This is a genomic window from Ideonella sp. (assembly GCF_035254525.1).
Classification (GTDB): Bacteria; Pseudomonadota; Gammaproteobacteria; order Burkholderiales; family Burkholderiaceae_C; genus Ideonella.
This window is the reverse complement of sequence record NZ_DATFAN010000171.1, coordinates 1-26,688: the sequence shown is the minus strand read 5'-3', so window position 1 is coordinate 26,688 and position 26,688 is coordinate 1. Positions and strand designations below refer to the sequence as shown.

Below are 26,688 nucleotides of genomic sequence, written 5' to 3'. Positions count from 1 at the left end.
TCAGTGGAACAAGTCGAGCAGGCGGCGCGCGGCCACCGAGGCGGCCAGCGTGCCCGCACGCACCTGCCCGGCCATGACGGCAAGCTGCTCGCGCACGGCCGGGTGCGCGCGAAAACGCGCCTTCAGGCCGGCGTCGATGCGCTCCCACATCCAGGCTCCATCCTGGGCGTGGCGGCGCGCGGCGAGCCGGCCGTTGGCGGTCTGCAGGCTCTTGAACTCGGTCACGGCCTGCCAGAAGTCGGCGAGCCCCGTGGCCTTGAGCGCGCTCAGCTGCAGTACACGCGGGTGCCAGGCCTTCTGGTCGTGGTGCGCATGATCCGGGTGGCCGTGAAGCCCGAACAGCCGCAGCGCCGAGGTGATCTGCGCCCGCGCCCGGGTGGCCGCGGCCTCGTCGAGGTCGGCCTTGTTGATGACGACCAGGTCGGCCAGCTCCATCACGCCCTTCTTGATCGCCTGCAGGTCGTCGCCGGCGTTGGGCAATTGCATCAGCACGAACATGTCGGTCATGCCGGCGACCGCCGTCTCGCTCTGGCCGACGCCCACCGTCTCGACGATCACGATGTCGTAGCCCGCCGCCTCGCACACCAGCAGGCTCTCGCGCGTGCGCTCGGCCACGCCGCCCAGCGTGCCGCTCGACGGGCTGGGGCGGATGTAGGCCGCCTCGTGGACCGACAACTGTTCCATGCGCGTCTTGTCGCCGAGGATCGAGCCGCCCGAGACCGACGACGACGGGTCCACCGCCAGCACCGCCACCCGGTGCCCCAGCCTGATCAGGTGCAGCCCCAGCGCCTCGATGAAGGTCGACTTGCCGACGCCCGGCACGCCCGAGATGCCCAGGCGGAACGAGCGGCCGGCGTGCGGCAGCAGCGCATTGAGCAGTTCGTCGGCCCGCAGGCGGTGATCGGCGCGGGTCGATTCGAGCAGCGTGATCGTCTTGGCGATGGCGCGCCGGCGCGGCAGAGCGTCCCGGCCGAGCAACTGCGCCAACAACGCAGCGTCCGCGGCGGGCAGGGCCGCGCCGCCGTCGAGCGGACGCGGCGGAACCGGCTCCGCCGGGCCGCTCGCGGCGCCCCCCTGGGGGGGAGCGCTGAAGGCGCTACGGGGGGGGGTCATTCTCTGGCCGGGCGCAGGTAGTACAGGTCCCACTCGCCCTCGGCCTTCAGCACGAAGCCGTGCCGCAGGTAGAAGCGGTTCGCATCGCTGTGCTTGAGCGCGGTGACCGACACCGCCTTGTTCTGCGCGTCGGCCTCTTTCAGCACCTGCGACAGCACCCACGAGCCGATGCCCTCGCCCTGCGCATTGGGGTGGATGTAGAGATGGTCGAGCAGGAGGTCGTTCTCGCGCGGCTGCACGACGACGAAACCGACCAGCTCGCCGCGGCGCAGGATGTGCCGCGTGAAGGCCGGCAGGTAGCCACGCGACAGGCGCTCGCGCGCGCGCTGCGGGTCGAAGCGGCCGACACGCTCGAGGCTCTCGCGCATCGCGGCCAGGCGCAGCGACAGCAGCGCTTCGAAGTCGGCGTCGCCGGCCGGCGTCAGCGCCAGGTCGGGACGGTCGGGCACGGTGGGAGACGGCATGGTGCAGCCCTCAGGCCAGGTGTTGGGCGGCGCGGATCTGCTCCAGCACATCCTTGGCGCTGACCGGGATCGGCGTGCCCGGGCCGTAGATGCCCTTGACGCCGGCGTCGTAAAGGAAGCCGTAGTCCTGCTGCGGAATGACGCCGCCGACGAAGACGATGATGTCGTCGGCACCCTGCTTCTTCAGGGCGTCGATGATCGCCGGCACCAGCGTCTTGTGCCCCGCCGCCAGCGTGCTGATGCCCACGGCGTGCACGTCGTTCTCGATCGCCTGGCGCGCGCACTCCTCGGGCGTCTGGAACAGCGGGCCCATGTCGACGTCGAAGCCGAGGTCGGCGAAGGCGGTGGCGACCACCTTGGCACCGCGGTCGTGGCCATCCTGGCCCAGCTTGGCGATCATCACGCGCGGCCGGCGGCCGGCCTCGGCCGAGAAGGCGTCGATCTCGGCCTTCAGCTTGTCCCAACCTTCGGCAGAGTCGTAAGCGGCTGCGTACACACCGGTCACCTTCTGAATGTCGGCGCGGTGGCGGCCGAACACCGCCTCCAGCGCATCGCTGATCTCGCCCACCGTCGCGCGCAGGCGCATCGCCTCGATGCTGAGCGCCAGCAGGTTACCCCCGCCGGAGCGCGCCGCGTCGGTCAATGCCTGCAACGCGGATTGGACCTTGGCGGTGTCGCGCGAGGCCTTGATCTGCTTCAATCGCGCGACCTGCTGCTCGCGCACCATCACGTTGTCGACCTCGAGGATGTCGACCGGGTCTTCCTTGGCCAGCCGGTACTTGTTGACGCCGACGATCACGTCCTTGCCCGAGTCGATGCGGGCCTGCTTCTCGGCCGCGCTGGCCTCGATCTTCAGCTTGGCCCAGCCCGAATCCACTGCCTTGGTCATGCCGCCCATGGCCTCGACCTCCTCGATGATCGCCCAGGCCTTGTCGGCCATCTCCTGCGTGAGCGTCTCCATCAGGTACGAGCCGGCCCAGGGATCGACCACGTTGGTGATGTGGGTCTCTTCCTGGATGATGAGCTGGGTGTTGCGGGCGATGCGCGCGCTGAACTCGGTGGGCAGCGCGATCGCCTCGTCGAAGCTGTTCGTGTGCAGCGACTGCGTGCCGCCGAAGACCGCCGCCATCGCCTCGATCGTGGTGCGCACGACGTTGTTGTACGGGTCCTGCTCGGTCAGGCTCCAGCCCGAGGTCTGGCAGTGGGTGCGCAGCATCAGGCTCTTCGGGTTCTTCGCGTCGAAGGCCTTCATGATCCGCGTCCACAACAGGCGGGCCGCGCGCATCTTGGCGATCTCGAGATAGAAATTCATCCCGATCGCCCAGAAGAAGCTCAGGCGACCGGCGAACTCGTCGACGTCCAGCCCCTTGGCCAGCGCGGTCTTCACGTACTCCTTGCCGTCGGCCAGCGTGAAGGCGAGCTCGAGCGCCTGGTTCGCCCCGGCCTCCTGCATGTGGTAGCCGCTGATCGAGATCGAGTTGAACTTCGGCATCTTCTGCGCCGTGTACTCGATGATGTCGCCGATGATCCGCATGCTCGGCTCGGGCGGGTAGATGTAGGTGTTGCGGACCATGAACTCCTTGAGGATGTCGTTCTGGATGGTCCCCGAGAGCCTGTCCTGCGCAACCCCCTGCTCCTCGGCCGCGACCACGTAGCCCGCCAGCACCGGCAGCACGGCACCGTTCATCGTCATCGACACCGAGACCTTGTCCAGCGGGATGCCGTTGAACAGGATCTTCATGTCCTCGACCGAGTCGATCGCCACGCCGGCCTTGCCGACGTCGCCCGTCACGCGCGGGTGGTCGGAGTCGTAGCCGCGGTGGGTGGCGAGGTCGAAGGCCACGCTGACGCCCTGCCCGCCGGCGGCCAGCGCCTTGCGGTAGAACGCATTCGACTCCTCGGCCGTCGAGAAGCCCGCGTACTGCCGGATCGTCCATGGCCGCACCGCGTACATCGTGGCCTGCGGGCCGCGGATGAAGGGCTCGAAGCCGGGCAGCGTGTCGGCGTGCGGCAGCTTCGCCGTGTCGGCCGCCGTGTACAGCGGCTTGACGGCGATGCCCTCGGGCGTGACCCAGTTCAGCGCCGCCACATCCCCGCCTGGGGCCGACTTGGCGGCCGCCTTGGCCCATTGCTCCAGCGTGGCAGGGGTGAACTCAGGGGGGGTACTCATGGAATCTCCTGGGCCGCAAGGCGCCGAACTTCGCTTGCCATGCATGATACGTTATGCATAATTATGAATTCAAGCTTGACATCGCCCTGACAGCAATTCCACGTAATGCCCGCCGACGCCGACACCCTGCTCGCCCCGCGCGCCCTGTACCAGCAGGTGGCCGAGCGCCTGCGTGAGCAAATCTTCAACCGCGAGCTCGAGCCCGGCAGCTGGATCGACGAGCTCAAGCTCGCGAGCGAGTACGGCATCAGCCGCACCCCGCTGCGCGAGGCGCTGAAGGTACTGGCCGTCGAGGGCCTGGTGACGATGAAGGTGCGCCGCGGCGCCTACGTGACCGAGATGTCGGCCGACGACGTGCGCCAGGTCTACCGCCTGCTCGGCCTGCTCGAGGCCGATGCCGCCGCCGAGGTGGCCGAACGCGCCAGCGCGGCCGAGATCGCCGAGTTGCGCGCGCTGCACGACAAGCTCGAGAAGCAGACCCGCCAGCGCGACGCCTTCTTCGCCGCCAACGAGCAGTTCCACCTGCGCCTGCTGGCGATTGCCGGCAACCGCTGGCGCAGCCAGATCGTCGGCGACCTGCGCAAGGTGATGAAGCTGAACCGCCACCACTCGCTGTTCAAGCAGGGCCGCATCGCCGAATCGCTGGCCGAGCACCGCGCGGTGATGCAGGCGCTGGAATCGCGTGATGTGCAGGCCGCTGCGCGGCTGATGCGCGCACACTTCGACAACGGGCTGGCAGCGGCCACGCCGCGCTGAAGCCCCCGGGTTCAGCGCGCTGCGGTGCGCACGGTCAGCCCCGGCGCCCCGGCACCGACCGCCTCGACGCCGCCCACCTCGGCCGCCTCGCCGAAGCCCTGCTCGCGGAACACCGCGAGCACCGCCCCCACCGCCTCCGGCGCACAGGCCACCAGCAGCCCGCCGCTGGTCTGCGGGTCGGTCAGCAGCGCGCGCTCGGTCAAGTCCAGTGCAGGGTCGAGCGCCACGTCGTGGCCATAGGCGGCCCAGTTGCGGCCGCTGGCGCCGGTGACCATGCCTTGCGCGGCCAGTTCGCGCACGCCGCCCAGCAAGGGCACCCGCGGCCAGTCGATGACCACCCGCGCACTGGCGCCGCGCGCCATCTCGAGCGCATGGCCGGCCAGGCCGAAGCCGGTGACATCGGTGATGGCGTGCACGCCCGGCAGTTCCGCGAGCACCGGGCCGGGCGTGTTCAGCTTCGTCGTCGTCTCGACCATGCGTGCGTAGCCCGCCGCATCGAGCCGGTCCTTCTTCAGCGCCGCCGAGTAGATGCCCACGCCCAGCGGCTTGCCCAGCACCAGCCGGTCGCCCGGCCGCGCGCCGGCGTTGCGCTGCACGCGCTGCGGGTGCACGAGGCCCAGCGCGACCAGGCCATAGATCGGCTCGACCGAGTCGATCGTGTGGCCGCCGGCGATCGGGATGCCGGCGGCGCGGCACACGGCCTCGCCGCCGGCCAGGATGCGGCCGACCACCTCGGTGCCGAGCACGCCGACCGGCATGCCGACGATGGCCAGCGCCATGATCGGCCGCCCCCCCATCGCATAGACATCGGAGATCGCATTGGTCGCGGCGATGCGGCCGAAGTCGAACGGGTCGTCGACGATGGGCATGAAGAAGTCGGTCGTCGCGATCAGCGCCTGCTCGTCGTTGAGCTTCCACACCGCCGCGTCGTCGGCGGTCTCGATGCCGACCAGCAGCTGCGGTGGCACGGGCATGCCGGCGGTGCCGCGCAGGATGTCGCTCAACACGCCGGGCGCGATCTTGCAGCCGCAGCCGCCGCCGTGCGAGAGCGAGGTGAGCCGGGGGGTGGGGTGGTTGGAGGTCGTGGGGGTCGGCGTCGTCATCCGCCGAGGTTAACGCCAGTCGGATGGCCGGGCCGCGATAATCCGCGCCCTGCCCCGCCGCCATGACGACCTCCCTCGATTCCCCCTGGACCGCCGCCGCCCTGGCGGCCGAATTCACCGCGGCCCGCGGCCGCACGCTGGCGCTGTTCGAGCGCCTGCAGCGCGCGATCGGCCCCGACACCTATCCCCGCTACCTGCCCGAGCTGAGCCCCCCGCTGTGGGACCTGGGCCACCTGGCCTGGTACGAGGGCTTCTGGATCGCCCGCAACCCCGGCCTGATGGCGGGCGACGGCGACAACGCCATCACCGCACGCGCGCCGGTGGCCCTGCTGCCGAAGGCCGACGTCTGGTTCGACGACCGCCGCGTCAACCATCCGGCGCGCTGGCACCAGCCGCTGCCTGGCGTGGCGCCGATCGCCGACTGGGCGCGCCGCACGCGCGAGCAGACCTTGGTGCTGCTGCAGGCCGCCGCACGCCGCGAGGCCGCGCTGGCGCTGTTCACCCGCGTGCTCGACGCCGAGGATCGGCTGCACGAAGAGTGGCTGGCGATCGCGCAGACGCTGGGCATCGACCCCGGCGCCGCGGCGGACGACCCCGACGAATCACCCGTGGCCGACACCGGCGCGGCGGCGATCGACGCGGCACCGGTGAGCTGGGCGCGCTACCTGCCCTTCGTCGACGCGGGCGGCTACGAGCAGCGCGAGTTCTGGAGCGACGAAGGGTGGGACTGGCGCAAGCGGCTGGGCCTGGTGCGCCCGCGCCACCTGGGCGCCCCCGAAGCGGGCGACGACACGCCGCTGCAGCGCGCGCGCTTCGGCCGGTGGGTGCCGCTCGATCGCGCCCTGCCGGCCATGCACCTGAGCTGGCATGAGGCGCAAGCCTGGTGCCGCTGGGCCGGCCGGCGCCTGCCCCGCGCCGCCGAGTGGCGCGGGGCGCAGGATGGCGACGACGCCTTCCACTGGGGGCAGGTCTGGGAGTGGGTCGCCTCCGACGAGCCCGACGGCGCCCCGGGCCTGATCGGCGCCTCGTTCGCCACCGCGCCCCGGCTTCGGCAGCAGCCTGCGTCGATGTGCCGTGCCGCCGACCGCAACGACGGTTTCTGCGGATTCAGATCCTGTCCGCTCGACGCAGCTTGACCGACTCGCTGCCGATCATCGAGGCCAGCATGCGGCCGACCGCCAGCGGGTCCAGGCCCGGGTCGTCGAACAGCATCTCCTGCGTCGCATAGGCGGTCTCGACCGCAAGCCGCGCGAAGATCTGCACCTCGGCCCGGCGCGCCTGCGGGTGCGCCGCCATGAAGGCATCCTCGATGATCCGCGTCACGTGCCGGTGCGAGGCGATGCGCACCTCCTGCAACGCCGGCACCGCCCGCAGCGCCCGGGTGATCCACACGCCGGCCGGCTCGGCCTCGGTGACCTGCAGCGTCTGCGCGAAAAGCGCCACCACGCTGTCTTCGAACTTCGCCCGTGGCAGCGCCATCGTGGCCGGCGTGGCCCAGGCTTCGAGCAGCTGGTTCTGCGCCGCCATCAGGCGCTCGCCCAACTCGTGCAGCAGCGCGTACTTGTTCGGAAAGTAGCGGTACAGCGCCGGCGGGGTGAGGCCGGCGCGCTCGCACACCAGGTTCGTCGACAGGCGCTCGACGCCGACCTCGCCCAGCAGTTCCGCCGCCACGCCGAGGATGCGCTCGTAGGTTTCGAGCGCGCGGCCCTGGCGCGGGACGGTCTTCTGGCGCAGGTCGGGGCCGGCGTCCGGTTGGGGCTTGGTGGCGGTCTTGCTCATGGCTCAGGGTTGTCCCGGTCTGGAATTCTAGTGATGGCTATACGATAGTTATAGCTATGTTTTCCCTGCCTCGCCCTTCTTCGTGGCCTCGACACGGGGCCCTTCTGTGGGCAGCGCTGCTGCCGCTGGCCGGTTGCGAGCCCGCGCCACCCGCGCCACCCACCCCCTTGGATGCCCGCCTCGCCGCGGTCTACGAACGCGCCTGCACCAACTGCCACGACGTGGCCGCCAGCGGCGCGCCGCAGCGCGGCGACCGCGCGGCGTGGTCGCCCCGCGCCGCCGCCGGCCTGCCCGCGCTGGTGGCCAGTGTGCGCGCCGGCAAGGGCGCCATGCCGCCGATGGGCTGGTGCCCCGAATGCAGCGACGAGGATCTCGCCGCACTGATTGCCCATCTTCAAGGAAGCAAGGCACCATGAGCCGACGTCGTCTACTCCAGGGCCTGGGCGCCGCCGGCGTGGCGGCGGCGCTGCGCCCGCTCGCCGCCGCCACGCCGCCGGCTTCGGTGGCCGCCGCCAGCGCGGCGCGCCCGGCCGTGCCGCGCTGGCACAACTGGTCCGGCCTCGAGGCCTGCCAGCCCGCCACCTGGCAGGTGCCCGCCAGCGAGGCCGAGGTGCTGGGCCTGCTGCGCAGCGCACCGGCCCCGCTGCGCTGCGTGGGCGCCGGCCATTCGTTCAGCCGGCTCGTGCCGACCGAGGGCAGCCTGCTGTCGCTCGACCGCCTGGCGGGCCTGCGCGCCCACGATGCCGCCGCCGGCACCGCCACCTTCGGCGCGGGCACGCGGCTGGCCGTGGCGTCGCGCGCCCTCGATGCGGTCGGCCTGGCGCTGCACAACCTGCCCGACGTCGATGCGCAGACGCTCGCCGGCGCGCTGGCCACCGCCACCCACGGCACCGGCGCCCGCCTGCCCGCGCTGCACGCCGAAGCCGTCCAGCTCGTGCTGCTGACGCCCCGCGGCGAACGCCTCGTCTGCAGCCGCGAGCAGCAGCCCGAGGTCTTCGCCGCCGCCCAGGTCTCGCTCGGCGCGCTGGGCGTGGTCAGCGAGGTCACGCTCCGTGTGCGGCCGCGCCACGTGCTGCAGCGCCGAGTCTGGATGATGCCCACCGAGGACCTGCTGCAGGCTGTCCCCACGCTGGCCGCCGCGCACCGCCAATTCGAATGCTTCCTGCTGCCGCACACCGGCTACGGCGCGGCGATCACCCACGACGAGGTGAACACGCCGCCATTGCCGCATGCCGCCGCGCCGGACGAGGACGTGCTGCGCGACCTGCGCCACCTGCGCGACTGGCTCGGCCGCTGGCCCGCGCTGCGCCACTGGGTCGCGCAGCGTTTCATCGACCCCGCGATGCACGAGGAGACGACCGACTGGTCGTGGAAGCTGCTGTCGACCCAGCGGCCCAGCCGGTTCAACGAAACCGAGTGCCACGTGCCGCGCGACCAGGGCATCGCCTGCCTGCGCGAGGTGCTGGCCGAGCTGGAGCGGCGCGACGACACCTACTTCCCGATCGAGTTCCGCTTCGTGGCGGCCGACGATGCCTGGCTGTCGCCCTTCCACGGCCGCGACAGCTGCTCGATCGCCGTGCACGCCGCGCACGACGAGCCCTGGGACTACCTCGTCAAGGACATCGGCGCGATCTACCGCCGCCATGCCGGGCGCCCCCATTGGGGCAAGCTGCACGACCGCAGCGCGGCCGAGCAGCACACGCTCTACCCGCGCTGGGCCGATTTCCAGCGCGTGCGCCGCACGCTGGACCCGGACGGGCGCATGCTGAACCCCTACCTGAAGCGCCTCTTCGGCGAAGCCTGACCCGAGCACAGGACTGACCATGAAACGCCGCCACCTGCTGCTGGGTGCCGCTGCCGCCGGCGCGGCCGGCGCCTGGCTGGCCCGGCCTGCCGATGCCGGCGGTCCGGCCCTCGCCTATTTCGAGGGCCTGCAGCGCGCGCTCGGTGGCCTGCCGGCGATGCCGACGCTGGTCGTCGACCGCCAGCGCCTGCGGGCCAACCTGGGCCGCATCCGGCAGACCGCGCACCCGAAGCTGCCGCTGCGCGTGGTCGTCAAGTCGCTGCCTGCGCTCGGCCTGCTCGACGCGGCCATGGCCGCCTGGGCCACGCGCCGCGTGATGCTGTTCAATGCGCCGCAGCTCGCGCTGGTCGCGATGGCACGGCCCGACGTCGACATCCTGCTCGGCAAGCCGCTGCCGGCGTCGGCCGCGCGCTGGGCCCTCGAGCAGCCGGGGGATGCACGCTTCGATCCGGGCCGGCAGATCCAGTGGCTGGTCGACACGCCCGAGCGGCTGGCCGAGTACGCCGTGCTGGCCAAGGGCCGGGGCCAGCCGATGCGCATCAACATCGAGATCGACGTCGGGCTGCACCGCGGGGGCGTCGAGACCGGGAACCAGCTCGCGACCATGCTGGGCCTGCTGCGCAACGAGCCGCTGCTGCACTTTGCCGGCCTGATGGGCTACGACGCGCACCTGGCCGCCATCCCCGACCTGGCCGGCAACCGCGCCAGCGCCCAGGCCGAGGCGCAGCGCCGCTACGCCGCGATGCTGGCCCTGGCCCGCGAGCGCCTGGGCCCCGCCGACGCGGCCTGGACGCTCAACACCGCCGGCTCGCCCACCTTCCACCTGCACGACGACCGGCACGCCCCGAACGAGCTCTCGGTCGGCTCGGCCGCCGTCAAGCCATCGGACTTCGACAAGCCCTCGCTCGCCATGCTCGAGCCCGCCGCGTTCATCGCCACGCCGGTGCTGAAGACCATGGACGAGTTCCGGCTGCCGGTCGGCGCCGAGACCGTCTCGCGCCTGGCCGGCTGGTGGGACGTGAACCAGCGCCGCGCGCTCGCGATCCACGGCGGCCACTGGCTGGCCGACCCGGTCTCGCCGCCCGGCGTGGCGCCGAGCGGCCTGTACGGGGCGTCGTCGAACCAGCAGGTGCTGGTCGCCTCGCCGTCGGTCCCGCTGGCTGTCGGCGACTGGGTCTTCCTGCGCCCGCGCCAGAGCGAAGCACTGTTTCTGCAGTTCGGCGCGATCGTCGTGATCGACCAAGGCCAGCCGGTCGAGCACTGGCCGGTCCTTCCCGCCTCGGCGTAGCCTTCAGAACCACTCGATCAGGCCGGACTGCAGCGCGCTTTGCGGGTTCGAGCCGGCATCGCGCACGCGGCGCAGCGCCTCGTCGACCGGCAGGCCCAGGCGCTTGAGCACGCACGCCGCCGCCATGCCGGTGCGGCCGAGGCCGGCGGCGCAGTGCAGCAGCACCGCCTCGCCGCCCTGCAGGCTCTGCACGGCGGCCTGCACCGCCTCGCGCAGCTCGGCCGCTTCGTCGGGCACACCGAAATTGCGCATCGGCACGTTCAGCCAGCGCCCCGGCATCCGGCCGGCATCCAGCGCCGCGCGGTAGGCCGGCGACACGGTCGCGATTTCCTCGGGCTCGGTCAGGCACAGCGTCAAGGCCAGGCCGACGCGCCGGGCCTCGTCGGCGAAGCTCGGCCAGGGCTCCCAGCGGCCGGGCATGGCCGACAGCCACAGCGTACCGGGCACCTCGTCCGGCAGACGGACCGGGCGAAGGTTCATGGGGCCGGCGCTCCGGGCCGCTGCAAGCGCAGGCGCAGCAGCACGCCCCCGTCGACGCCGTCGCGCCAGACCGTGAAGCCGGCGCGCTGGTAGAGCGTGAACGAGCCGGCGTGGTTGGCGGTCGGCGAGGTCTCGCCCGGCCGGGCCCAGGCCTGCACGGCCTCGAAGCCCTCGGCCGCGAGTTGATCGCAGGCGCCGCGCAGCAGGGCTTGCGACATCCCCCGCCCACGCCAGCCCGGCGCCACCACGAAGCAGGTGATGGCCCCGAGCCGCGATGCCCCGGCCGGGTCACCCTCGTCGTCCCAGATCGTCACATCGGCCCGCGGCCCGGCGTGGCACCAGCCGACCACGCGACCGCCCTCGTCTACCGCAACCACCCCGTGTTGGTGCCCGGCGCCGATGCGCGTGCAGGCACGCGCCCGGTTGTCGGCGGCGCTGCAGTCCTTCCAGTCGATCGCCTGGTGGTCGGCGGTCGGAAACTGGCAGTAGCAGCCGGCCCATCGCGGGTTGTCGGCGAAGGCCACGTGGTCGAAGAAGTCCAGCCAGGCGGCCTGCCAGGCGGGGGCCATCGGCTGGATGGAAATGCCTTGGTTGTCCATCCCGGCACGATGCCGCGGACCACGCCGATTGGCAAGCCGCCTGACCCATGGCAAACCGTTGACGGAGCGCGCCCGGCGGGCGCTTGCACTCGTGGCATGCTGCGCACCTTGCAGGGCCCGCCGCCCCCGGGAGCACAAGACCAGACCATGGCCGACACGAGCAACGCCCACCCCGACCCGTCACCCGCCGCGCCGAGCGCAGCCGCGCACAGCCTTGCCGCGATGAAGATCGACCGCCAGGCCGGCGGCCGCGCGCGGCGCCGGCGCCGCTGGCCCTGGGTCGTCGGTGCGCTGGCCGTGCTCGGCGCCGGCGCCGCCGTCGTCGTGCCGCGCAAGGTCGAGGTGCAGGCCGCCACCGTGCAGACGGCCTACCCCTCGCAGCAGTACAACCAGCTCGCCGCCTCGGGCTACGTGGTCGCCCAGCGGCGCGCCGCCGTCTCGTCCAAGGCCACCGGGCGGCTGGTGGAGCTCAACGTGCGCGAGGGCAGCCTCGTCAAGAAGGGCGAGCTGCTGGCGCGGCTCGATGCGGCGGACGTCAGCGCCACGCTGGGCGTCAGCGAGGCCGCGGTGCGGCAGAGCGAGGCTGCGCTGAAGCAGGCCGAGGCGAACCTGACGCTGGCGCAGACGCAGCAGGCCAATGCCGACGACGAGCTCAAGCGCACGCAGGGCCTGTCGGCGCAAGGCTTCATCTCGCCGCAGGCGCTCGATGCGGCGCAAACCCGCGCGCGCAGCGCCGCCGCCAGCACCGCCGCCGCGCAGGCGGCGCAGGCCACCGCGCGCGCCGCCGTCGGCCAGGCGCGGGCCCAGGTGAAGGTCGCCCTGGTCAACCGCGATTCGACCGAGATCCGCGCGCCGTTCGATGGCGTGGTGCTGGTCAAGAACGCCAACGTCGGCGACCTGATCACGCCGTTCTCGAACGCCGTGGGCACCTCGGGCGCGGTGGTCACGATGGCCGATCTGTCGACGCTGGAGGTCGAGGCGGACGTGTCCGAATCCAGCGTCGGCAAGGTCAAGGCCGAACAGCCGGTCGAGATCACGCTGGATGCCTTGCCGGACGTGCGCTTTCGCGGCAGCGTCTCGCGCATCGTGCCCACCGTCGACCGCGCCAAGGCCACCGTGATGACCAAGGTGCGCTTCGAGAAGCTCGACCCGCGCGTGCTGCCCGAGATGAGCGCGAAGGTGAGTTTCCTCTCGCAGGCCCCGACCGATGCCGACCAGAAACCGGTGATCGCGGTGAACCCGAAGGCGATTGCCGAGCGTGACGGGAAGAAGGTGGTCTTTCGCATCGGCAGCGGCGACAAGCTCGAGGCTGTTCCCGTCACCCCCGGCCGCATGCTGGGCGACGCGCAGGAGGTGGCGCCCGGCACCCTGCAGCGCGGCGACCGCATCGTGCTGAGCCCCGATGCCGGGCTCAAGCCCGGCGCGGCGGTGACGGTGGCGGCCAAGTGAACACCAGCGCCGTTCCCCTCATCCGCATCCGCGGCCTGAGCAAGGCCTACCGGCGTGGCGGCCAGTCCATCCCCGTGCTGCTGGACATCAACCTCGACGTGCAGGCCGGCGAGTTCGTCGCGCTGATGGGGCCCTCGGGCTCGGGCAAGAGCACGCTGTTGAACCTGATCGCCGGCATCGACCAGCCCACGAGCGGCACGATCGAGATCGCGGGGGTCGACATCGCCACGCTCGGCGAAAGCCACCTTGCCGACTGGCGCGCCGCGAACGTCGGCTTCGTCTTCCAGTTCTACAACCTGCTGCCGGTGCTGACGGCATTCGAGAACGTGGAGCTGCCCTTGCTGCTGACCGGCCTGTCGTCGCGAGAACGCGCAACGCGGGTCGAGGCCTTGCTCGCGCTGGTCGGGCTGACCGACCGCGCCGACCACCGGCCCAACGAGCTCTCGGGCGGCCAGCAGCAGCGCGTGGCGATCGCCCGCGCCCTCGTCACCGACCCGCAGCTGATCGTGGCCGACGAGCCGACCGGCGACCTCGACCGCGTGACGGGCGAAGAAGTGCTGCAACTGATGGCCCGCCTGGTGCGCGAGCTCGGCAAGACCATCGTGATGGTCACGCATGACCCCAAGGCCGCGGCCAAGGCGCAGCGCATGATCCACCTCGAGAAGGGCGTGCTGGTGGATCGATGAGCCGAGACGTCTACAGGTTCGGCCGCTGCGAGCTGCGCGTGGCGACGCGGGAGCTCCTCGTCGACGGCGCGGTCCGCCCGATCGAGCGCCGCCCGTTCGACCTGATGGTCTACCTGCTGCGCCACCGCCACCGCGTCATCTCCAAGGACGAGCTCCTCAACGCAGTCTGGGCCGGCGATTGCGTGACCCCGGGCGCGATCGCCAGCGCGATGCTGAAGCTGCGCCGGCTGATCGAGGACAAGGACCCGGCCGCGGTGCTGATCAGCACCGCCCACCGCATCGGCTACCGCTTCGGCGGCACCGTCCAGGTAACGACGGATGCACCGGAAACGCCCCCCATCGCCCTGGCTCCCAGCCCGGCGCCGACCGGCTGCGCCCTGGCCCTGCTGCCGTTCGAGAACCAGACCGGCGAGCCCGACCTCGATTGGGTCGAGCTGGGCCTGGTGACGATGGTGCAGCGGGCCCTGGCCGCCGATCGCCGGCTCGAGGTGTCGGCCATCACCTCGGTGCTGGCGGCGCTGCGAACGCTGCCGGTCGACTCGACGCTGGCGCAGCGCGCCAATGCGCTGCACCGCCTGCTCGGCGTGCAACGCGTCGTGCATGCCGCCATCGCCGGCGGCGAGGGCGGCTACCGCCTCGATGTCACGCTGGCCGGGCCAGCCGGCACGGTGAGCGAGCAGCTCGCCGGGCCGGATTTGCTGCAGCTGGCCCGATCATTGGCAGCGCGGCTGGAATCGGACGTCGAGCCCCGTGCACCGGCGCACTTCGCCGGCTTCGACGGCGGCAGCAGCGCCGCCACCTGGACCCTGGGCCGCGCGATGCAGGCGGCGGCCGAGAACAAGTGGCATGTCGCACTGAGCCTGCTCGATGCCGTGCTGCAGATCGAGCCGGATCACCCGGTCGCGCGGCTCGAGCGCCTGCGCAGCCTGGTGGCGCTGGACGACAACGCCGCATTCGACACCGGGCACGCGCTGCTGCAAGCCGCCCGCGACGGCGACAATCGGGCGCTGGAAGCCGACGTGCAGCTCGAGCTGGCCCAGGCCTACCTCAAGCGCCGGCTCAACGATCACGCCCGGGTGCACCTGGACGAGGCCCTGCAAGCCGCGGAAGGGCAGGAGTCCACCGCCTGGCGGCTGAACCTCGGCCTGCTGCGCGCGGAGCTGGCGCTGGGCCAGCTCGATTGGCCGACGGCCGCCAGGATGCTCGATCGGGCCGAGGCGCTGTGCCAGGTCAGCGGCAACGTGTTCGACCGCATCCGGACCCTGTCGACGCAAGTCATCCTCGAGGCCACGACCGGCGACATGCGACAAGCCTGGGTCCACGCCGGGCAGGCCGCCGAGCTGTACCGCCAGCACGGCATCCTGGTCGGCCAGGCGCGGGCCGAGTGCAATTACGCCAACGCCAGTGGCAGCCTCGGGCTGTGTCACCTGGCCGAGCGCCACGGCGAACTCGCGCTGTCCCTGTCACGCGACATGAACGTCTGGGCCAGCACCGCGGTATCCGCTTCGATGCTGTGCGGCCTGTACCGGCAGATGCGCAAGCCACACCACCTGGCCCGCGTGCTGCGCGATCTCGAGCAGGTCCACGCCGATGCCACGGTGATGAACCCGATGTACCAGCTCGTCGGCCGGGCCCAGCTCGCGATCGCCCGGCAGCAATACGCCGAGGCCGCCGATCGGCTGCAGGAAGCCGCCGCGCATGCGCGGGGCGCGGGTCGGGGGCTGGAGCACCACTTCGTGCTGCCCTTGCTGGCGGCGGCGCAGCTGCATGCCGGCCAACCCGAGCAGGCGCTGGCCACCTGCGCGCAGATGCGCACCGGCCCCCATGCCGACCACGACCCCAACCTGCAGGCGGCCGCGCTGCACTGCGAGGCCCAGGTCGCATTGGCTCGTGGCGACCGCCACGCCGCGCTGCGCAAGCTGCGCGAGGCCCGCGGCATCGCCCCGCTGGGCTGGTGGCACGCGCACGCCAGCCTGGACGGCGCCTGGCTGGCCGCCGAGGCCGGTGCGCCGGCCGAGGCGCACGCCCTGGTCCAGGGGCTCGATGCGTGGCTCGACGAGCACCCGGTCGGCCAGGCCTTGTGCGCCCGGCTCGCCTGGGCCGAGCAGCGCTTCGCCGAAGCCCGCGAGCGGCACGAGCGCCTGGCCGACGCGCTCGGCAGCGCGATGCCGGCCTTCTGGGCCGAACTGGGCCGACACTACCTCGCAGCCGGTGGCGACCTGCCCCACAGCAGCACCGCAGCGCTGCCCATGTCGCCACGGCTGCCGACCTGGGTTTGAGCACCCGCCCGCCATGTTCCTGCTCAAGCTGCTGCTGCTCAACGCCTTCCGGCACAAGCTGCGCACGGCGCTGACCATCGTCGGCCTGGTCGTCGCCGTCTGTGCCTTCGGCCTGCTGCGCACGCTGATCGACGCCTGGTACGCCGGCGTCGCCGCCAGCTCCAGCACGCGGCTCATCACCCGCAGCTCGGTGTCGCTGACCTTCCCGCTGCCCTTGAGCTACGCGCAGCGGCTGAAGGCCGTCGACGGCGTCACGACGATCTCCTGGGCCAACTGGTTCGGCGGCGTCTACCAGACCGAACGCAATTTCTTCCCGCAGTTTGCGGTCGAGCCGGCGAGCTACCTGAAGCTCTATCCCGAGTACGTGCTCAGCGACGACGAGAAGCAGGCCTTCCTGCGCGATCGCCAGGGCGCCATCGTCGGCCGCAAGCTGGCCCGTACCTACGGCTGGAAGGTCGGCGACCAGATCCCCATCCGCGGCACGATCTACTCGGGCACCTGGAACTTCACGCTGCGCGGCATCTGGGACGGCGCCGAGGCCAGGACCGACGAGAACCAGATGCTGTTCCACTGGCAGTACATCAACGAGACGCTGCGCAAGAAGTACGGGCCGCGGGCCGATTTCGTCGGCGTCTACGTGCTGGGCATCGACCAGCCGCACAACGCCGCGCTGATCTCGCAGCGGGTGGACGCCCAGTTCAAGAACTCCGCCGCCGAGACGCTGACCGAGACCGAGGCCGCGTTCCAGCTCAGCTTCGTCTCGATGAGCGAGGCCATCCTCGCGGCGATCGAGGCGGTCAGCTACATCATCATCGTGATCATCATGGCCGTGATGGCCAACACGATGACGATGACGGCGCGCGAACGCATGGCCGAGTACGCCACGCTGAAGGCGCTGGGCTTCTCGCCCGGCTTCGTCGTGCGGCTGCTGTTCGGCGAGAGCCTGCTGATCGCGCTGATCGGCGGCGGGCTCGGGCTGGCGCTGACCTTTCCGGCCGTGGCCGCCATCGCCGGGGCGCTCGGCTCGTTCCTGCCAGTGTTCAAGGTACAGCCCGCCACGGTGGCGATGCAGATCGGCGCCGCCGCCATCGTCGGCACCGTCGCCGCCGCCTGGCCGGCCTGGCGCATGAGCCGCATCGACATCGTGCAGGGCCTGAGGCACATCGGATGAGGGCGGTGCCGTTCAGCTACATCGCCCGCAACCTCCTGGTGCGGCGCGTGACCACGCTGCTCACCGCCGCCGGCATGGCGCTGGTCGTCTACACCTTCGCCACCGTGCTGATGATGAGCGAAGGCATTCGCGCCACGCTGGTCGCCACCGGACAGGCCGACAACGTGCTGGTGCTGCGCAAGGGCGCCGGTGCCGAGATCAACAGCGGCATCGACCGGGCGCAGGCGGGCATCCTCGAGTCCTTGCCGGGCATCGCCACCGGCCGCAGCGGCGAGCTGCTGGTGTCCCGCGAGACGGTGGTGCTCAATTCGCTGCCCAAGCGCGGCACCGGCAAGCCCAGCAACGTGACGATGCGCGGCATGGGCACCGCCGGGCCCGCCCTGCGGCCGCAGGTGAAGCTGGCCGAGGGCCGCTGGTTCCGGCCCGGCACCGCCGAGGTGGTCGTCGGCCATGCGGTGGCCACCGGCTTCGAGGGCACGCAGGTCGGCAGCACGCTGCGCTTCGGCGGACGCGATTGGCTGATCGTCGGCAGCTTCGACGCGGCCAGGACGGCGTTCGACTCCGAGATCTGGGGCGATGCCGACCTGATGATGCAGTCCTACCGCCGTGGCGCGTACTCGACGGTGGTGTTCCGCCTGGCCGATGCGGGGCTCCACGAGCGCACCCAGGCCGCGATCGCGGCCGACCCGCGGCTGCAGGTCGATGCCAAGCCCGAGGTCCTGTTCTACGAGGAGCAGAGTGAGGCGTTGGCCAAGTTCATCCGCATCCTCGGCACCGTGCTGTCGGTGATCTTCTCGATCGGCGCGATCGTCGGCGCGATGATCACGATGTTCGCGGCGGTCGCGCAGCGCGTCGGCGAGATCGGCACCTTGCGCGCACTGGGCTTCCGGCGCAGCGCGGTGCTGCTGGCCTTCCTGTCGGAAAGCCTGCTGCTCAGCGCGGTCGGCGGCGTGCTGGGCCTGGCCGGCGCCAGCGTGATGCAGGCGGTCGACATCTCGACGACCAACTTCCAGACCTTCGCCGAACTCGCCTTCCAGTTCAAGCTGACGCCCGGCATCGCCGCGCAGACGCTGGTCTTCGCGCTGTTCATGGGCTTCGTCGGCGGCTTCGTGCCGGCCTGGCGCGCCGCGCGGCTGAAGATCGTCGACTGTCTGCGCGAAGCCTGATTCAGTCGTACCGAGGCGGCGGATTCTTCTCGAACCACGCCGCGAGAAAGTCCACCAGCGCCCGCGTGCGGGCCGACAGGTTCTGCTTGGTGGGGTAGACGGCGAACACGTCGGCGTCGGCCGGCCGCCAGTCCGGCAGCACCGGCGCCAAGCGGCCCGAGCGCAGGTAGGGCGCGGCGTCCCACTCCGAGCGCAGCAGGATGCCGTGGCCGTCCAGCGCCCAGTGCAGCGCGACCTCGCCGTCGTTGCTGGCGAAGCGGCCGCGCACCTTCACGGTCTCCTGCCGATGGCCCGATCGCAGATGCGAGGTGCCGAAGGTGTCGTCGCTCTCGCGCAGCACGATGCACTGATGCGCGGCCAGCTCGGCCGGCCGCGCCGGCTCGCCCGCGGCGCGCAGGTAGCGCGGCGAGGCACACAGCAGCCGCCGGTTGCGTGCCAGCCGCCGTGCGGTCAGGCGGGCATCCGGCAGGTTGCCCAGTTGCACCGCGAGGTCGAAGCCCTGCTCGACCAGGTTCACGGGCCGGTCGCTCAGGTGCAGTTGCAGCTCGACCTCGGCGTGCTCACGGCCGAAGGCAGACAGCGCCGGCGCGAGCAGGCGCCGGCCGAAGCCCAGCGTGCCGTGCACACGCAGCAGGCCGCGTGGTGTCGCGCGGCTGCCGGCCACGGTTTCCTCCAGCACCTGCAGTTCGCCGAGCAGGCGCGAGCCTTCGGCGAGATACGCCTCGCCCTCGGCACTCAGGCTGACACGCCGCGTCGTGCGGTGCAGCAGCCGCACGCCCAGCCGGCGTTCGAGCGCGGCCAGGCGCTTGCTCACCGTCGGCGGGGTCACGCCGAGTTGCTGCGCTGCGGCGCTCAGGTTGCCCACGCGGGCCAGCAGCACGAAGAAGCTCAGGTCGGATACCGGGTCCATGCCGCCATTGTGTCGCTCACGGAATCAATGAAGTGTGAATGGCGACATCATTTCCGCCGCCTTCCGCCCTACGATGCCCGCGACACGCACGAAGGAGACACCGATGCCCAGCCGCCCCCTGTTCTTTCCCGATTTCACCGTGCACCGCATCCCGACCGACGACGACGTGCAGATCCATGCGCTCAGCGGCGGCGAGGGCCCGCCGCTGCTGGTGCTGCATGGCCACCCGCAGACGCACGTGATCTGGCACCGCGTGGCCGCGCGGCTGGCCGAGCGCTTCTCGGTCGTGCTGGCCGACCTGCGCGGCTATGGCGATTCGTCGAAACCCGCCGGCACGCCGGACCACGCGACGTACAGCAAACGGACGATGGCGCGCGACATGCTTCGCGTGATGCAGTCGCTCGGCCACGAGCGCTTCGCCGTGCTGGCCCACGACCGCGGCGCGCGCGTGTCGCACCGGCTCGCCGCCGACCACCCGCAGGCGGTGAGCCGCCTGACTCTGCTCGACATCGCGCCGACGCTGGCGATGTACGAGCAGACCACCGAGGGCTTCGCCCGCGCCTACTGGCACTGGTTCTTCCTGATCCAGCGCGCCCCCCTGCCCGAGCGGCTGCTCGAGGCCGACCCGGGTGCCTACGTGCGCGAGCTGATGGGCGCGCGCGACGCCGGCCTGGCCCCGTTCGACGAACGCGCGCTGGCCGAGTACACCCGCTGCCTGAGCCAGCCCGGCGCCGCGCACGCGCTGTGCGAAGACTACCGCGCCGCCGCCACGATCGACCTCGAGCACGACCGCGCCGACCGCGCCGCCGGCCGGCACTTGAGCATGCCGCTGCAAGTGCTGTGGGGTGTGCGCGGCATCGTGCAGCGCTGCTTCGACCCGCTGGCCGAGTGGCGCCGCGTGGCCGACGACGTGCGCGGCCAGGCGCTGTCCTGCGGCCACTACATCCCGGAGGAAGCGCCCGAGGCGCTGCTCGACGCCTGCCTGCCCTTCCTGACGGAAGCCGGCCAATGAGCCAGGCCCCGCAGACGCTCTACCGCAAGCTGGTCGATTCGCACACCGTGGCAACGCTGGACGAGCAGAACGTGCTGCTGTTCTGCGACCTGCACCTGATGAACGAGTACACCAGCCCGCAGGCCTTTGCAGGGCTCGACGAGCGTGGCGTCAGCGTCGCGGCGCCCGGGCAGAACATGGCCGTCGTCAGCCACATCATCCCGACCCACCCGGTGGCGCTGCGCGTCATCCACGACCCCGCCTCGGCGCTGCAGGCGAGCAAGCTGAAGCGCAACTGCGAGCGGCACGGCATCCCGCTGTTCGACACCAACGACCGCCGGCAGGGCATCGAGCACGTCGTCGCGCCCGAGCATGGCATGGTCCGCCCGGGCATGGTGGTCATCTGCGGCGACAGCCACACGACGACCTACGGCGCGCTCGGGGCGCTGGGCTTCGGCATCGGCACCAGCGAGGTCGAGCATGTGCTGGCCACGCAGGCGCTGGTCTACCGGCTGGCGCGGGACATGCGCATCACGGTCGACGGCACGCTGCCGCCCGGTACGACCGCGAAGGACCTGATCCTGGCCATCATTGCCAGGATCGGCGCGCAAGGGGCGCGCGGCTGCGTCGTCGAGTTCACCGGCGCCGCCATCGCGGCGCTCAGCGTCGAGGCCCGCTTCACGCTGTGCAACATGGCGGTCGAGGCCGGTGCCCGCGGCGCGCTGATCGCCCCCGACGACGCCGCCATCGGCTACGTGCTCGACCGTGCGCCCGACATCGCAGGCCACGAGCGCAACGCGGCGCTCGCGCACTGGGCCACGCTGCGCAGCGACGACGGCGCCGTCTTCGACGTGGAGCACCGCTTCGACGCCGCGACGATCGCCCCCTACGTGACCTGGGGCACCAGCCCCGACCAGGCGATCCCGGTCGACGGCCGCGTTCCCCTGCCGGACGACGCGGCCGACGAGGCGGCTCGCCAGAGCATCGAGCAGGCCTTGCGCTACACCGGCCTGCCCGGCGGCGCGCCCCTGGCCGGCACGCCGATCCAGCACGTCTTCATCGGCTCGTGCACCAACGGCCGCATCGAAGACCTGCGCGCAGTGGCCGCCGTGGTCGGCAACCGCCACGTCGCACCCGGCGTGCGCGCGATGGTCGTGCCCGGCTCGGGCGCCGTGAAGGCCCAGGCCGAGGCCGAAGGCATTGCCGCACGGCTCCAGGCGGCCGGCTTCGAATGGCGCCAGCCGGGTTGCTCGATGTGCCTGGCGATGAACGACGACGTGCTGGCCGACGGCGTGCGCTGCGCCAGCACGACCAACCGCAACTTCGAGGGCCGCCAGGGCCGTGGCGCGATCACGCACCTGATGAGCCCGGCCATGGCCGCGGCCGCCGCGGTGACCGGCTGCATCACCGACGTGAGGAAGCTGGCATGACGGCTCGCACCACGATCGAAGGCCGCGCCGCGGCACTGCCGATCGCCAACCTCGACACCGACCAGATCATGCCCAAGCAGTTCCTGCGCGGCATCGACAAGGCCGGGCTGGCCGGTGGTCTGCTGCGCGACCTGCGCTTCGATGCCGCGGGCCGGCCGCGCGATGGCTTCGTGCTGAACCGGCCCGCCTTTGCCGGCGTCAACGTGCTGCTGGCCGGCCCGAACTACGGCTGCGGCTCGAGCCGCGAGCATGCCGTGTGGGGCATGCGGCAGTTCGGCTTCGAGGCGGTGATCGCCGCCAGCTTCGGCGAGATCTTCTACTCCAACGCCGTCAACAACCGCCTGCTGCCGGCGATGGTGAGCCCGCCGCATGCGCAGGCCCTGCTCGCGGAAGCCTCCGGCCGCGACGACCCGCTGCCGCTGCACATCGACCTGCAGACGCTCAGCATCACGAGCCCGTCGCTCACCGCGCCGTTCGTGCTGTCGGCACGCCACCAGCAGATGCTGATCGACGGGCTGGACCTGCTCGGCGCCACCTTGCGCCGGCAGCACGAGATCAATGCCTTCGCCGCGCGCCACGCGGCCGCGCAACCGTGGCTGAAGGACGTGGCGGCGCGCTGCGCGGGCTGACCAGCCCCACGCGGGGGCGGGGTTTGCGATCATGTCGCCATGCGCCTGCAGCTTGCCTCCGACCTCCACCTCGAACGTCACCCGAACTTTGCGCTGGCCGCCGCGCCCGGCGCCGACACGCTGGTGCTCGCGGGCGACGTCGGTTCCTACCAGGCGGGCTCCCGGCTGGACGACGCCGACGAGTTCGGCCTGGCCCGCTTCGCGCCCGGCCGGCCGGGCGCACCCTGGCAACGCGTGCTCTACGTGCCCGGCAACCACGAGTACGATGGTCTGGAGTTCGACGACGCCCATGCCCGCCTGCGGGCCGCCTGCGATCGGCTGGGCATCACCTGGCTGGAGCGCGAGGTGCTCGTGATCGACGGCGTGCGCTTCATCGGCACGACCTTGTGGACCGATTTCGAAGCACTCGCCCAGCGCGAGCCGACGATGACGCTGCAGATGCAGGCGCGCGACAAGGCCTACCGCGCGGCCAATTTCTACCTTCGCCGTTTCACGGCCACCCTCGCCGGCGCGCCGATGCTGGCCGAGCAGTGGCGCGACATGGGGCTCGAGTGCCAACGGTGGCTGCGCGACGCGCTCGCCGAGCCCTTCGACACCGGCCCGACGGTCGTCGTGACCCACTACGCGCCCAGCCTGCGCAGCGCCGACCCGCGCTACGGCCTCACGCCGGGCACCGCCGGCTTCTGCAACGCGCTGGACGGCCTGTTCGAGCGCGCCGACCTGTGGCTGCACGGCCACCTGCACTGCCCGAGCGACTATCGTGCCGGGCCGGGCCAGCGTTGCCGCGTGGTGGCCAACCCGCTGGGCTACGCCAACAAGGGCGAGCAAGAAGGCTTCCAGCCCCTGCTCGCGATCGACGTGCCGGCCGCGGCGGCTTGACCGGCTTGACGCAAGGCAATCCGCACCGCACCTGCCATGCGACACTGCCTCGGGTCACTCTTGCTGAGGAGAGCTCCATGAAGATTCTGGTCGCCGTCGATGGCAGTTCGTACACCAAGCGCATGCTGGCCTACCTGGCAGCACACGACGAGTGGCTTGGCCAGCATCACGAATACACCGTCGTGCATTCGGTGATGGCGGTGCCACCCCGGGCCGCTTCGGCGCTGGACAAGGCGGTCCTGCACGCCTACTACGAAGCCGAGGCCGAGAAGGTCTTCAAGCCGATCCGCAGCTTCTTCAACAGGCAGAAGCTCAAGGCGAACTTCGTCGCCAAGATCGGTCATGCGGCCGACAACATCGCCGGCGTCGCCAGCAAGGGCAAGTTCGACCTGCTGATCATGGGCTCGCACGGCCACGGCACGCTGGGCAATCTGGTCATGGGCTCTGTGGCCACCAAGGTGATGGCCAACTGCGACACGCCGGTGCTGCTGGTTCGCTGAGGCAGCTGGCCTGTCAGCCGGCGCTCAGCCGGCGCAGCCAGCTGGTCTGCGCCGGGCCGGCCGGCGCGCTCGCGGCCACGACTTCGGGCGGCGGCTCGTCGAGGCAGAAATCCAGGCCGATGGCGGTGCCCATGTCGGCCGGATCCTGCTCTGCCAGGGGCGGCGCGCTCAGGCCCATCAGGCGGCGCAGCAGGCTGGGGTGAGCGGCGTTCGACATGATGGCCTCCATCGGAAGTGATGCCTTGAGTTTCGTCCGCTCGCAAGAATTCGTTACGGTCATTCACAGGCGTAAAGACGGTCAGTTGCGCCTTTTGGCACTTCATCAGTAACTCTAATGATTGCTGAATTTCATGAGAATTGCTTCATGAAATAGCCTCGCCTGCCGAGAATGCGGCCTGTCACAACGCGCTCTCGCAAAGGCAGGCATGAAGGTCATCGTTCTCGGCGCCGGCATCATCGGCATCAGCACCGCGTGGTACCTGGCGGAAGAAGGCCACGAGGTCACGGTGGTCGATCGCCAACCCGACGCCGCGCTGGAGACCAGCTTCGCCAACGGCGCGCAGATCTCGGTCAGCTTCTGCGAGCCGTGGGCCAATGCCGGCGCGCCGCTGAAGGTGCTGAAGTGGCTGCTGCGGGACGACTCGCCGCTGCTGTTCCGCCCCCGGCTCGATCCTTACCAGTGGCGCTGGGGCATCAAGTTCCTCACCCAATGCACCGACGCGGCCTTCGCCCGCAACGTCGAGCAGCTCGTGGCGCTGGGCGCCTACAGCCATGAATCGCTGAAGGGCCTGGTCGCGCAGACCGGCATCCAGTACGACCGGCTCGAGCGCGGCATCCTGCACTTCTTCTCGTCGGCCCAGGATTTCGAGGCCGGCGCCGAAGGCGCCGAGCTGATGCGCCAGCACGGCGTCGACCGCCGGGTGCTGAGCCGCGACGAGGTGCTGAAGGTCGAGCCCTCGCTCGCCGCGTTCGGCCCGAACATCCACGGCGGCACCTACACGCCGAGCGACGAGTCCGGCGACGCGCGCGTGTTCACGCAACAGCTGGCACGCCTGTGCCGTGAGCGCGGCGTGAAGTTCATGTACGAGCACGACATCCTCGGCTTCGATGTCGTGGCCGGCGAAATCAGCGGCGTGAACGTCGGCTGCCAGCGCACCGGCGCGCGCAGCACGCTGCGTGGCCAGCAGTTCGTCGCGGCGATGGGCTCGTTCACCGCGCCGCTGCTGCGTACGATCGGCGTCGACCTCGACATCTACCCCGCCAAGGGCTACTCGGCCACGCTGCGGCTGAAGCGCCCAGAAGCCGCCAGCGTCGTCAGCCTGCTCGACGACACGCGCAAGATCGCGATCTCGCGCCTGGGCGACCACATCCGCATCGCGGGCACCGCCGAGATGGCCGGCTACGACCAGAGCCTGGCCGGCAACACCGCGCAGGTGCGTTGCGCAGCCCTCGTCAAGCGCTACGAAGAGCTGTTCCCCGGCGTGGCCGACCTGAACGAGCCGAACTACTGGACCGGCCTGCGCCCGAGCACGCCGACCAACATCCCCTACATCGGCCGCAGCAAGATCGGCAACCTCTGGCTCAATGCCGGCCACGGCACGCTGGGCTGGACGCACGGTGCCGGCTCCGGCCGCGCGCTGGCCGAGCTGATGAGCGGCAAGCGCCCGCAGCTGGCCTTCGGCTTCTGCGGGCCCGCGCTGCCGCAGCGCAAGCCGCAGGTGGCGCTGGCGACCTGACATCCTCGTCACAATCGGGCGGATGAACCCCGCCCCCCTGCCCGCCCCGATCGAGCTGCTGCAACGCCTGTACCGCGCCATGCTCGGCGCGGCCGATCCAGCGCGCGTGCTGCCCCCGCACCTGCCCGGCCCGCCGCGCGGGCGCACCGTCGTCGTCGGTGTCGGCAAGGCCGCCGCCGCGATGGCCGCCGCCGTCGAGGCCCACTGGCCGGCCGACGCGCCGCTGCGCGGGCTGGTCGTGGTGCCGGCGGGCGCGGTGCTGCCGCTGCAGCGCATCCGGGCAGTCGAGGCCAGTCACCCCGTCCCCGACGAGCGCAGCACCGCCGCCGGCCAGGCGCTGCTGGCCGAGGTGGGTGGCCTGGGGCCGGACGACCTCGTGCTGGCCCTGGTCTCCGGCGGCGGCTCGGCGCTGTGCGCGCTGCCAGCGCCTGGCCTGGCCCTCGCCGACAAGCAGCGCATCACCCGCGATCTGCTAGCGCGCGGCGCGACGATCGCCGAGATCAACACCGTGCGGCGCCACCTCTCGGCGATCAAGGGCGGCCGGCTCGCCGCGGCGGCCCACCCGGCGCGCGTCGTGTCGCTGGTGCTGTCCGATATTCCCGGCGACGACCCGGCGCTGGTCGCCTCGGGCCCGACCCTGGCCGACCCGAGCACCTGCGCCGACGCCGGCGCGGTGCTGGCGCGTTACGGCATCGAGCCCGGCGCGGTCGTGCACGCCGCGTGGCAGCGTGGCGAATGGGAGTCGGTCAAGCCGGGCGACCCACGCCTGGCGGGGCATGAACACCACCTCGTCGGCAGCGCGTGGGACGGGCTGCAGGCCGCCGCGCAGGAAGCCCGCGCCGCCGGCTGGGCCTGCCACATCCTCGCCGACGCGATGGAGGGCGAGGCGCGCGAGCTCGCGCTGGCCCATGCCGCCATCGCGCGCAGCGTGGCCGAGCGCGGCGTGCCGTTCGTGCCGCCGTGCATCCTGCTGTCCGGCGGCGAGGCGACCGTCACGCTCAAGAAGCGAAGGGCCGCTCCCGAGCTTCTTGACCCCCTCGGGGGGCGAGCCGCCGCGAGCGGCGGCCTCGGGGGCGCGATGGACGGCAAGGGCCGCGGCGGGCGCAACACCGAGTTTGCGCTGGCGCTGGCACTCGCGCTGCAGGGCCACCCGCGCATCCATGCGCTGTCGGCCGGCACCGACGGCCTGGACGGCAGCGCCGGCGCGGCCGGCGCCTGGATCGACCCGACGACGATCGAGCGGGCCCGGGCCCGGGGCCTGGACCTGCGCTCGCGGCTCGACGACAACGACAGCGCCGGGGCGCTG

The 26,688-nt window shown here is 71.7% G+C and carries 26 protein-coding genes; 17 read left to right on the top strand and 9 right to left on the bottom strand.

Going from position 1 to position 26,688, the window contains the following annotated elements; all coding sequences use genetic code 11:
- From meaB to scpA, 3 genes are read right to left on the bottom strand one after another with little or no spacing between them, the layout of a single operon-like run.
- Window positions 1–1,113, bottom strand: a complete 1,113-nt coding sequence (meaB, locus tag VJ693_RS18010; protein WP_324156370.1) for a methylmalonyl Co-A mutase-associated GTPase MeaB — start codon at window positions 1,111–1,113, stop codon at window positions 1–3.
- Window positions 1,110–1,577, bottom strand: a complete 468-nt coding sequence (locus tag VJ693_RS18005; protein WP_324156369.1) for a GNAT family N-acetyltransferase — start codon at window positions 1,575–1,577, stop codon at window positions 1,110–1,112. The genes meaB and VJ693_RS18005 overlap by 4 nt, the downstream gene beginning before the upstream one ends.
- 10 nt (window positions 1,578–1,587) lie before the next feature.
- Window positions 1,588–3,747, bottom strand: coding sequence for a methylmalonyl-CoA mutase (scpA, locus tag VJ693_RS18000; RefSeq protein ID WP_324156367.1), 2,160 nt, complete (start codon window positions 3,745–3,747; stop codon window positions 1,588–1,590).
- Between the two features lie 105 nt (window positions 3,748–3,852).
- Between scpA and VJ693_RS17995 the strand changes: the two genes are divergently transcribed.
- A complete protein-coding gene (locus VJ693_RS17995; protein ID WP_324156365.1) occupies window positions 3,853–4,503 on the top strand; it encodes a GntR family transcriptional regulator in 651 nt (216 codons plus the stop codon).
- Between the two features lie 11 nt (window positions 4,504–4,514).
- On the opposite strand, the gene selD is transcribed toward VJ693_RS17995, so the two are convergent.
- Window positions 4,515–5,606: a selenide, water dikinase SelD gene (selD, locus tag VJ693_RS17990; protein WP_324156364.1), complete on the bottom strand. Its 1,092-nt coding sequence runs from the start codon at window positions 5,604–5,606 to the stop codon at window positions 4,515–4,517.
- Between the two features lie 62 nt (window positions 5,607–5,668).
- Between selD and VJ693_RS17985 the strand changes: the two genes are divergently transcribed.
- The gene (locus tag VJ693_RS17985; protein ID WP_324156362.1) at window positions 5,669–6,742 is read left to right on the top strand and encodes an SUMF1/EgtB/PvdO family nonheme iron enzyme; all 1,074 of its coding nucleotides are present in this window, start codon (window positions 5,669–5,671) and stop codon (window positions 6,740–6,742) included.
- Here the strand turns inward: VJ693_RS17985 and VJ693_RS17980 are convergent.
- On the bottom strand, window positions 6,714–7,385 hold the full coding sequence (locus VJ693_RS17980; protein ID WP_324156361.1) for a TetR/AcrR family transcriptional regulator: 672 nt from the start codon (window positions 7,383–7,385) through the stop codon (window positions 6,714–6,716). The genes VJ693_RS17985 and VJ693_RS17980 overlap by 29 nt on opposite strands.
- Window positions 7,386–7,552: 167 nt before the next feature.
- Between VJ693_RS17980 and VJ693_RS17975 the strand changes: the two genes are divergently transcribed.
- Genes VJ693_RS17975 through VJ693_RS17965 form a run of 3 tightly spaced genes read left to right on the top strand, consistent with a single transcriptional unit; the run spans window position 7,553 to window position 10,477 of the window.
- Window positions 7,553–7,801, top strand: coding sequence for a c-type cytochrome (locus tag VJ693_RS17975; RefSeq protein WP_324156360.1), 249 nt, complete (start codon window positions 7,553–7,555; stop codon window positions 7,799–7,801).
- A complete protein-coding gene (locus tag VJ693_RS17970) occupies window positions 7,798–9,189 on the top strand; it encodes a D-arabinono-1,4-lactone oxidase (protein WP_324156359.1) in 1,392 nt (463 codons plus the stop codon). The genes VJ693_RS17975 and VJ693_RS17970 overlap by 4 nt, the downstream gene beginning before the upstream one ends.
- 19 nt (window positions 9,190–9,208) lie before the next feature.
- Window positions 9,209–10,477 (top strand): alanine racemase, encoded by a 1,269-nt coding sequence (locus tag VJ693_RS17965; RefSeq protein ID WP_324156357.1) that lies wholly within the window; start codon window positions 9,209–9,211, stop codon window positions 10,475–10,477.
- 3 nt (window positions 10,478–10,480) lie between these two features.
- Here the strand turns inward: VJ693_RS17965 and VJ693_RS17960 are convergent, their stop codons facing one another.
- On the bottom strand, window positions 10,481–10,957 hold the full coding sequence (locus VJ693_RS17960) for a protein-tyrosine phosphatase family protein (protein ID WP_324156356.1): 477 nt from the start codon (window positions 10,955–10,957) through the stop codon (window positions 10,481–10,483).
- Window positions 10,954–11,556 (bottom strand): GNAT family N-acetyltransferase, encoded by a 603-nt coding sequence (locus VJ693_RS17955; RefSeq protein WP_324156354.1) that lies wholly within the window; start codon window positions 11,554–11,556, stop codon window positions 10,954–10,956. Before VJ693_RS17955 ends, VJ693_RS17960 begins: the two co-directional genes overlap by 4 nt.
- 147 nt (window positions 11,557–11,703) lie before the next feature.
- On the opposite strand from VJ693_RS17955, the gene VJ693_RS17950 reads away from it, so the two are divergent.
- Genes VJ693_RS17950 through VJ693_RS17930 form a run of 5 tightly spaced genes read left to right on the top strand, consistent with a single transcriptional unit; the run spans window position 11,704 to window position 18,307 of the window.
- Window positions 11,704–13,005, top strand: a complete 1,302-nt coding sequence (locus VJ693_RS17950) for an efflux RND transporter periplasmic adaptor subunit (RefSeq protein ID WP_324156353.1) — start codon at window positions 11,704–11,706, stop codon at window positions 13,003–13,005.
- A complete protein-coding gene (locus VJ693_RS17945; RefSeq protein WP_324156352.1) occupies window positions 13,002–13,691 on the top strand; it encodes an ABC transporter ATP-binding protein in 690 nt (229 codons plus the stop codon). Before VJ693_RS17950 ends, VJ693_RS17945 begins: the two co-directional genes overlap by 4 nt.
- Window positions 13,688–15,970, top strand: coding sequence for a winged helix-turn-helix domain-containing protein (locus VJ693_RS17940; protein ID WP_324156350.1), 2,283 nt, complete (start codon window positions 13,688–13,690; stop codon window positions 15,968–15,970). Before VJ693_RS17945 ends, VJ693_RS17940 begins: the two co-directional genes overlap by 4 nt.
- 13 nt (window positions 15,971–15,983) lie before the next feature.
- On the top strand, window positions 15,984–17,141 hold the full coding sequence (locus tag VJ693_RS17935; RefSeq protein ID WP_324156348.1) for an ABC transporter permease: 1,158 nt from the start codon (window positions 15,984–15,986) through the stop codon (window positions 17,139–17,141).
- The gene (locus tag VJ693_RS17930) at window positions 17,138–18,307 is read left to right on the top strand and encodes an ABC transporter permease (protein ID WP_324156346.1); all 1,170 of its coding nucleotides are present in this window, start codon (window positions 17,138–17,140) and stop codon (window positions 18,305–18,307) included. Before VJ693_RS17935 ends, VJ693_RS17930 begins: the two co-directional genes overlap by 4 nt.
- A 1-nt stretch (window position 18,308) precedes the next feature.
- Here VJ693_RS17930 and VJ693_RS17925 read toward each other — a convergent pair whose 3' ends face one another.
- A complete protein-coding gene (locus VJ693_RS17925; protein WP_324156345.1) occupies window positions 18,309–19,217 on the bottom strand; it encodes a LysR family transcriptional regulator in 909 nt (302 codons plus the stop codon).
- A 103-nt stretch (window positions 19,218–19,320) separates the two neighbouring features.
- Here VJ693_RS17925 and VJ693_RS17920 point away from each other — a divergent pair, with 103 nt between their 5' ends.
- The 5 genes from VJ693_RS17920 to VJ693_RS17900 all read left to right on the top strand — a co-directional run bounded on the left by VJ693_RS17920 (window position 19,321) and on the right by VJ693_RS17900 (window position 23,646).
- Window positions 19,321–20,229: an alpha/beta hydrolase gene (locus VJ693_RS17920; RefSeq protein WP_324156343.1), complete on the top strand. Its 909-nt coding sequence runs from the start codon at window positions 19,321–19,323 to the stop codon at window positions 20,227–20,229.
- Window positions 20,226–21,638: a 3-isopropylmalate dehydratase large subunit gene (gene leuC, locus VJ693_RS17915; protein WP_324156341.1), complete on the top strand. Its 1,413-nt coding sequence runs from the start codon at window positions 20,226–20,228 to the stop codon at window positions 21,636–21,638. The genes VJ693_RS17920 and leuC overlap by 4 nt, the downstream gene beginning before the upstream one ends.
- Entirely contained in the window at window positions 21,635–22,267 is a 633-nt protein-coding gene (gene leuD, locus VJ693_RS17910; RefSeq protein ID WP_324156339.1) for a 3-isopropylmalate dehydratase small subunit, read from the top strand. Before leuC ends, leuD begins: the two co-directional genes overlap by 4 nt.
- Window positions 22,268–22,306: 39 nt before the next feature.
- Complete coding sequence (locus VJ693_RS17905) at window positions 22,307–23,146, top strand: metallophosphoesterase (RefSeq protein WP_324156338.1); 840 nt, start codon at window positions 22,307–22,309, stop codon at window positions 23,144–23,146.
- Between the two features lie 77 nt (window positions 23,147–23,223).
- Window positions 23,224–23,646 carry a universal stress protein gene (locus VJ693_RS17900; RefSeq protein WP_324156337.1) on the top strand — a complete coding sequence of 141 codons (423 nt, stop codon included), beginning with the start codon at window positions 23,224–23,226 and terminating at the stop codon, window positions 23,644–23,646.
- Between the two features lie 13 nt (window positions 23,647–23,659).
- On the opposite strand, the gene VJ693_RS17895 is transcribed toward VJ693_RS17900, so the two are convergent.
- The gene (locus tag VJ693_RS17895; protein WP_324156335.1) at window positions 23,660–23,863 is read right to left on the bottom strand and encodes a hypothetical protein; all 204 of its coding nucleotides are present in this window, start codon (window positions 23,861–23,863) and stop codon (window positions 23,660–23,662) included.
- Between the two features lie 208 nt (window positions 23,864–24,071).
- On the opposite strand from VJ693_RS17895, the gene VJ693_RS17890 reads away from it, so the two are divergent.
- Both VJ693_RS17890 and VJ693_RS17885 read left to right on the top strand, forming a co-directional pair.
- Window positions 24,072–25,382, top strand: a complete 1,311-nt coding sequence (locus VJ693_RS17890) for a D-amino acid dehydrogenase (RefSeq protein ID WP_324156333.1) — start codon at window positions 24,072–24,074, stop codon at window positions 25,380–25,382.
- A 22-nt stretch (window positions 25,383–25,404) separates the two neighbouring features.
- Window positions 25,405–26,688 (top strand): glycerate kinase (locus tag VJ693_RS17885; RefSeq protein ID WP_324156331.1); only part of this gene is annotated, 1,284 nt, incomplete at its 3' end.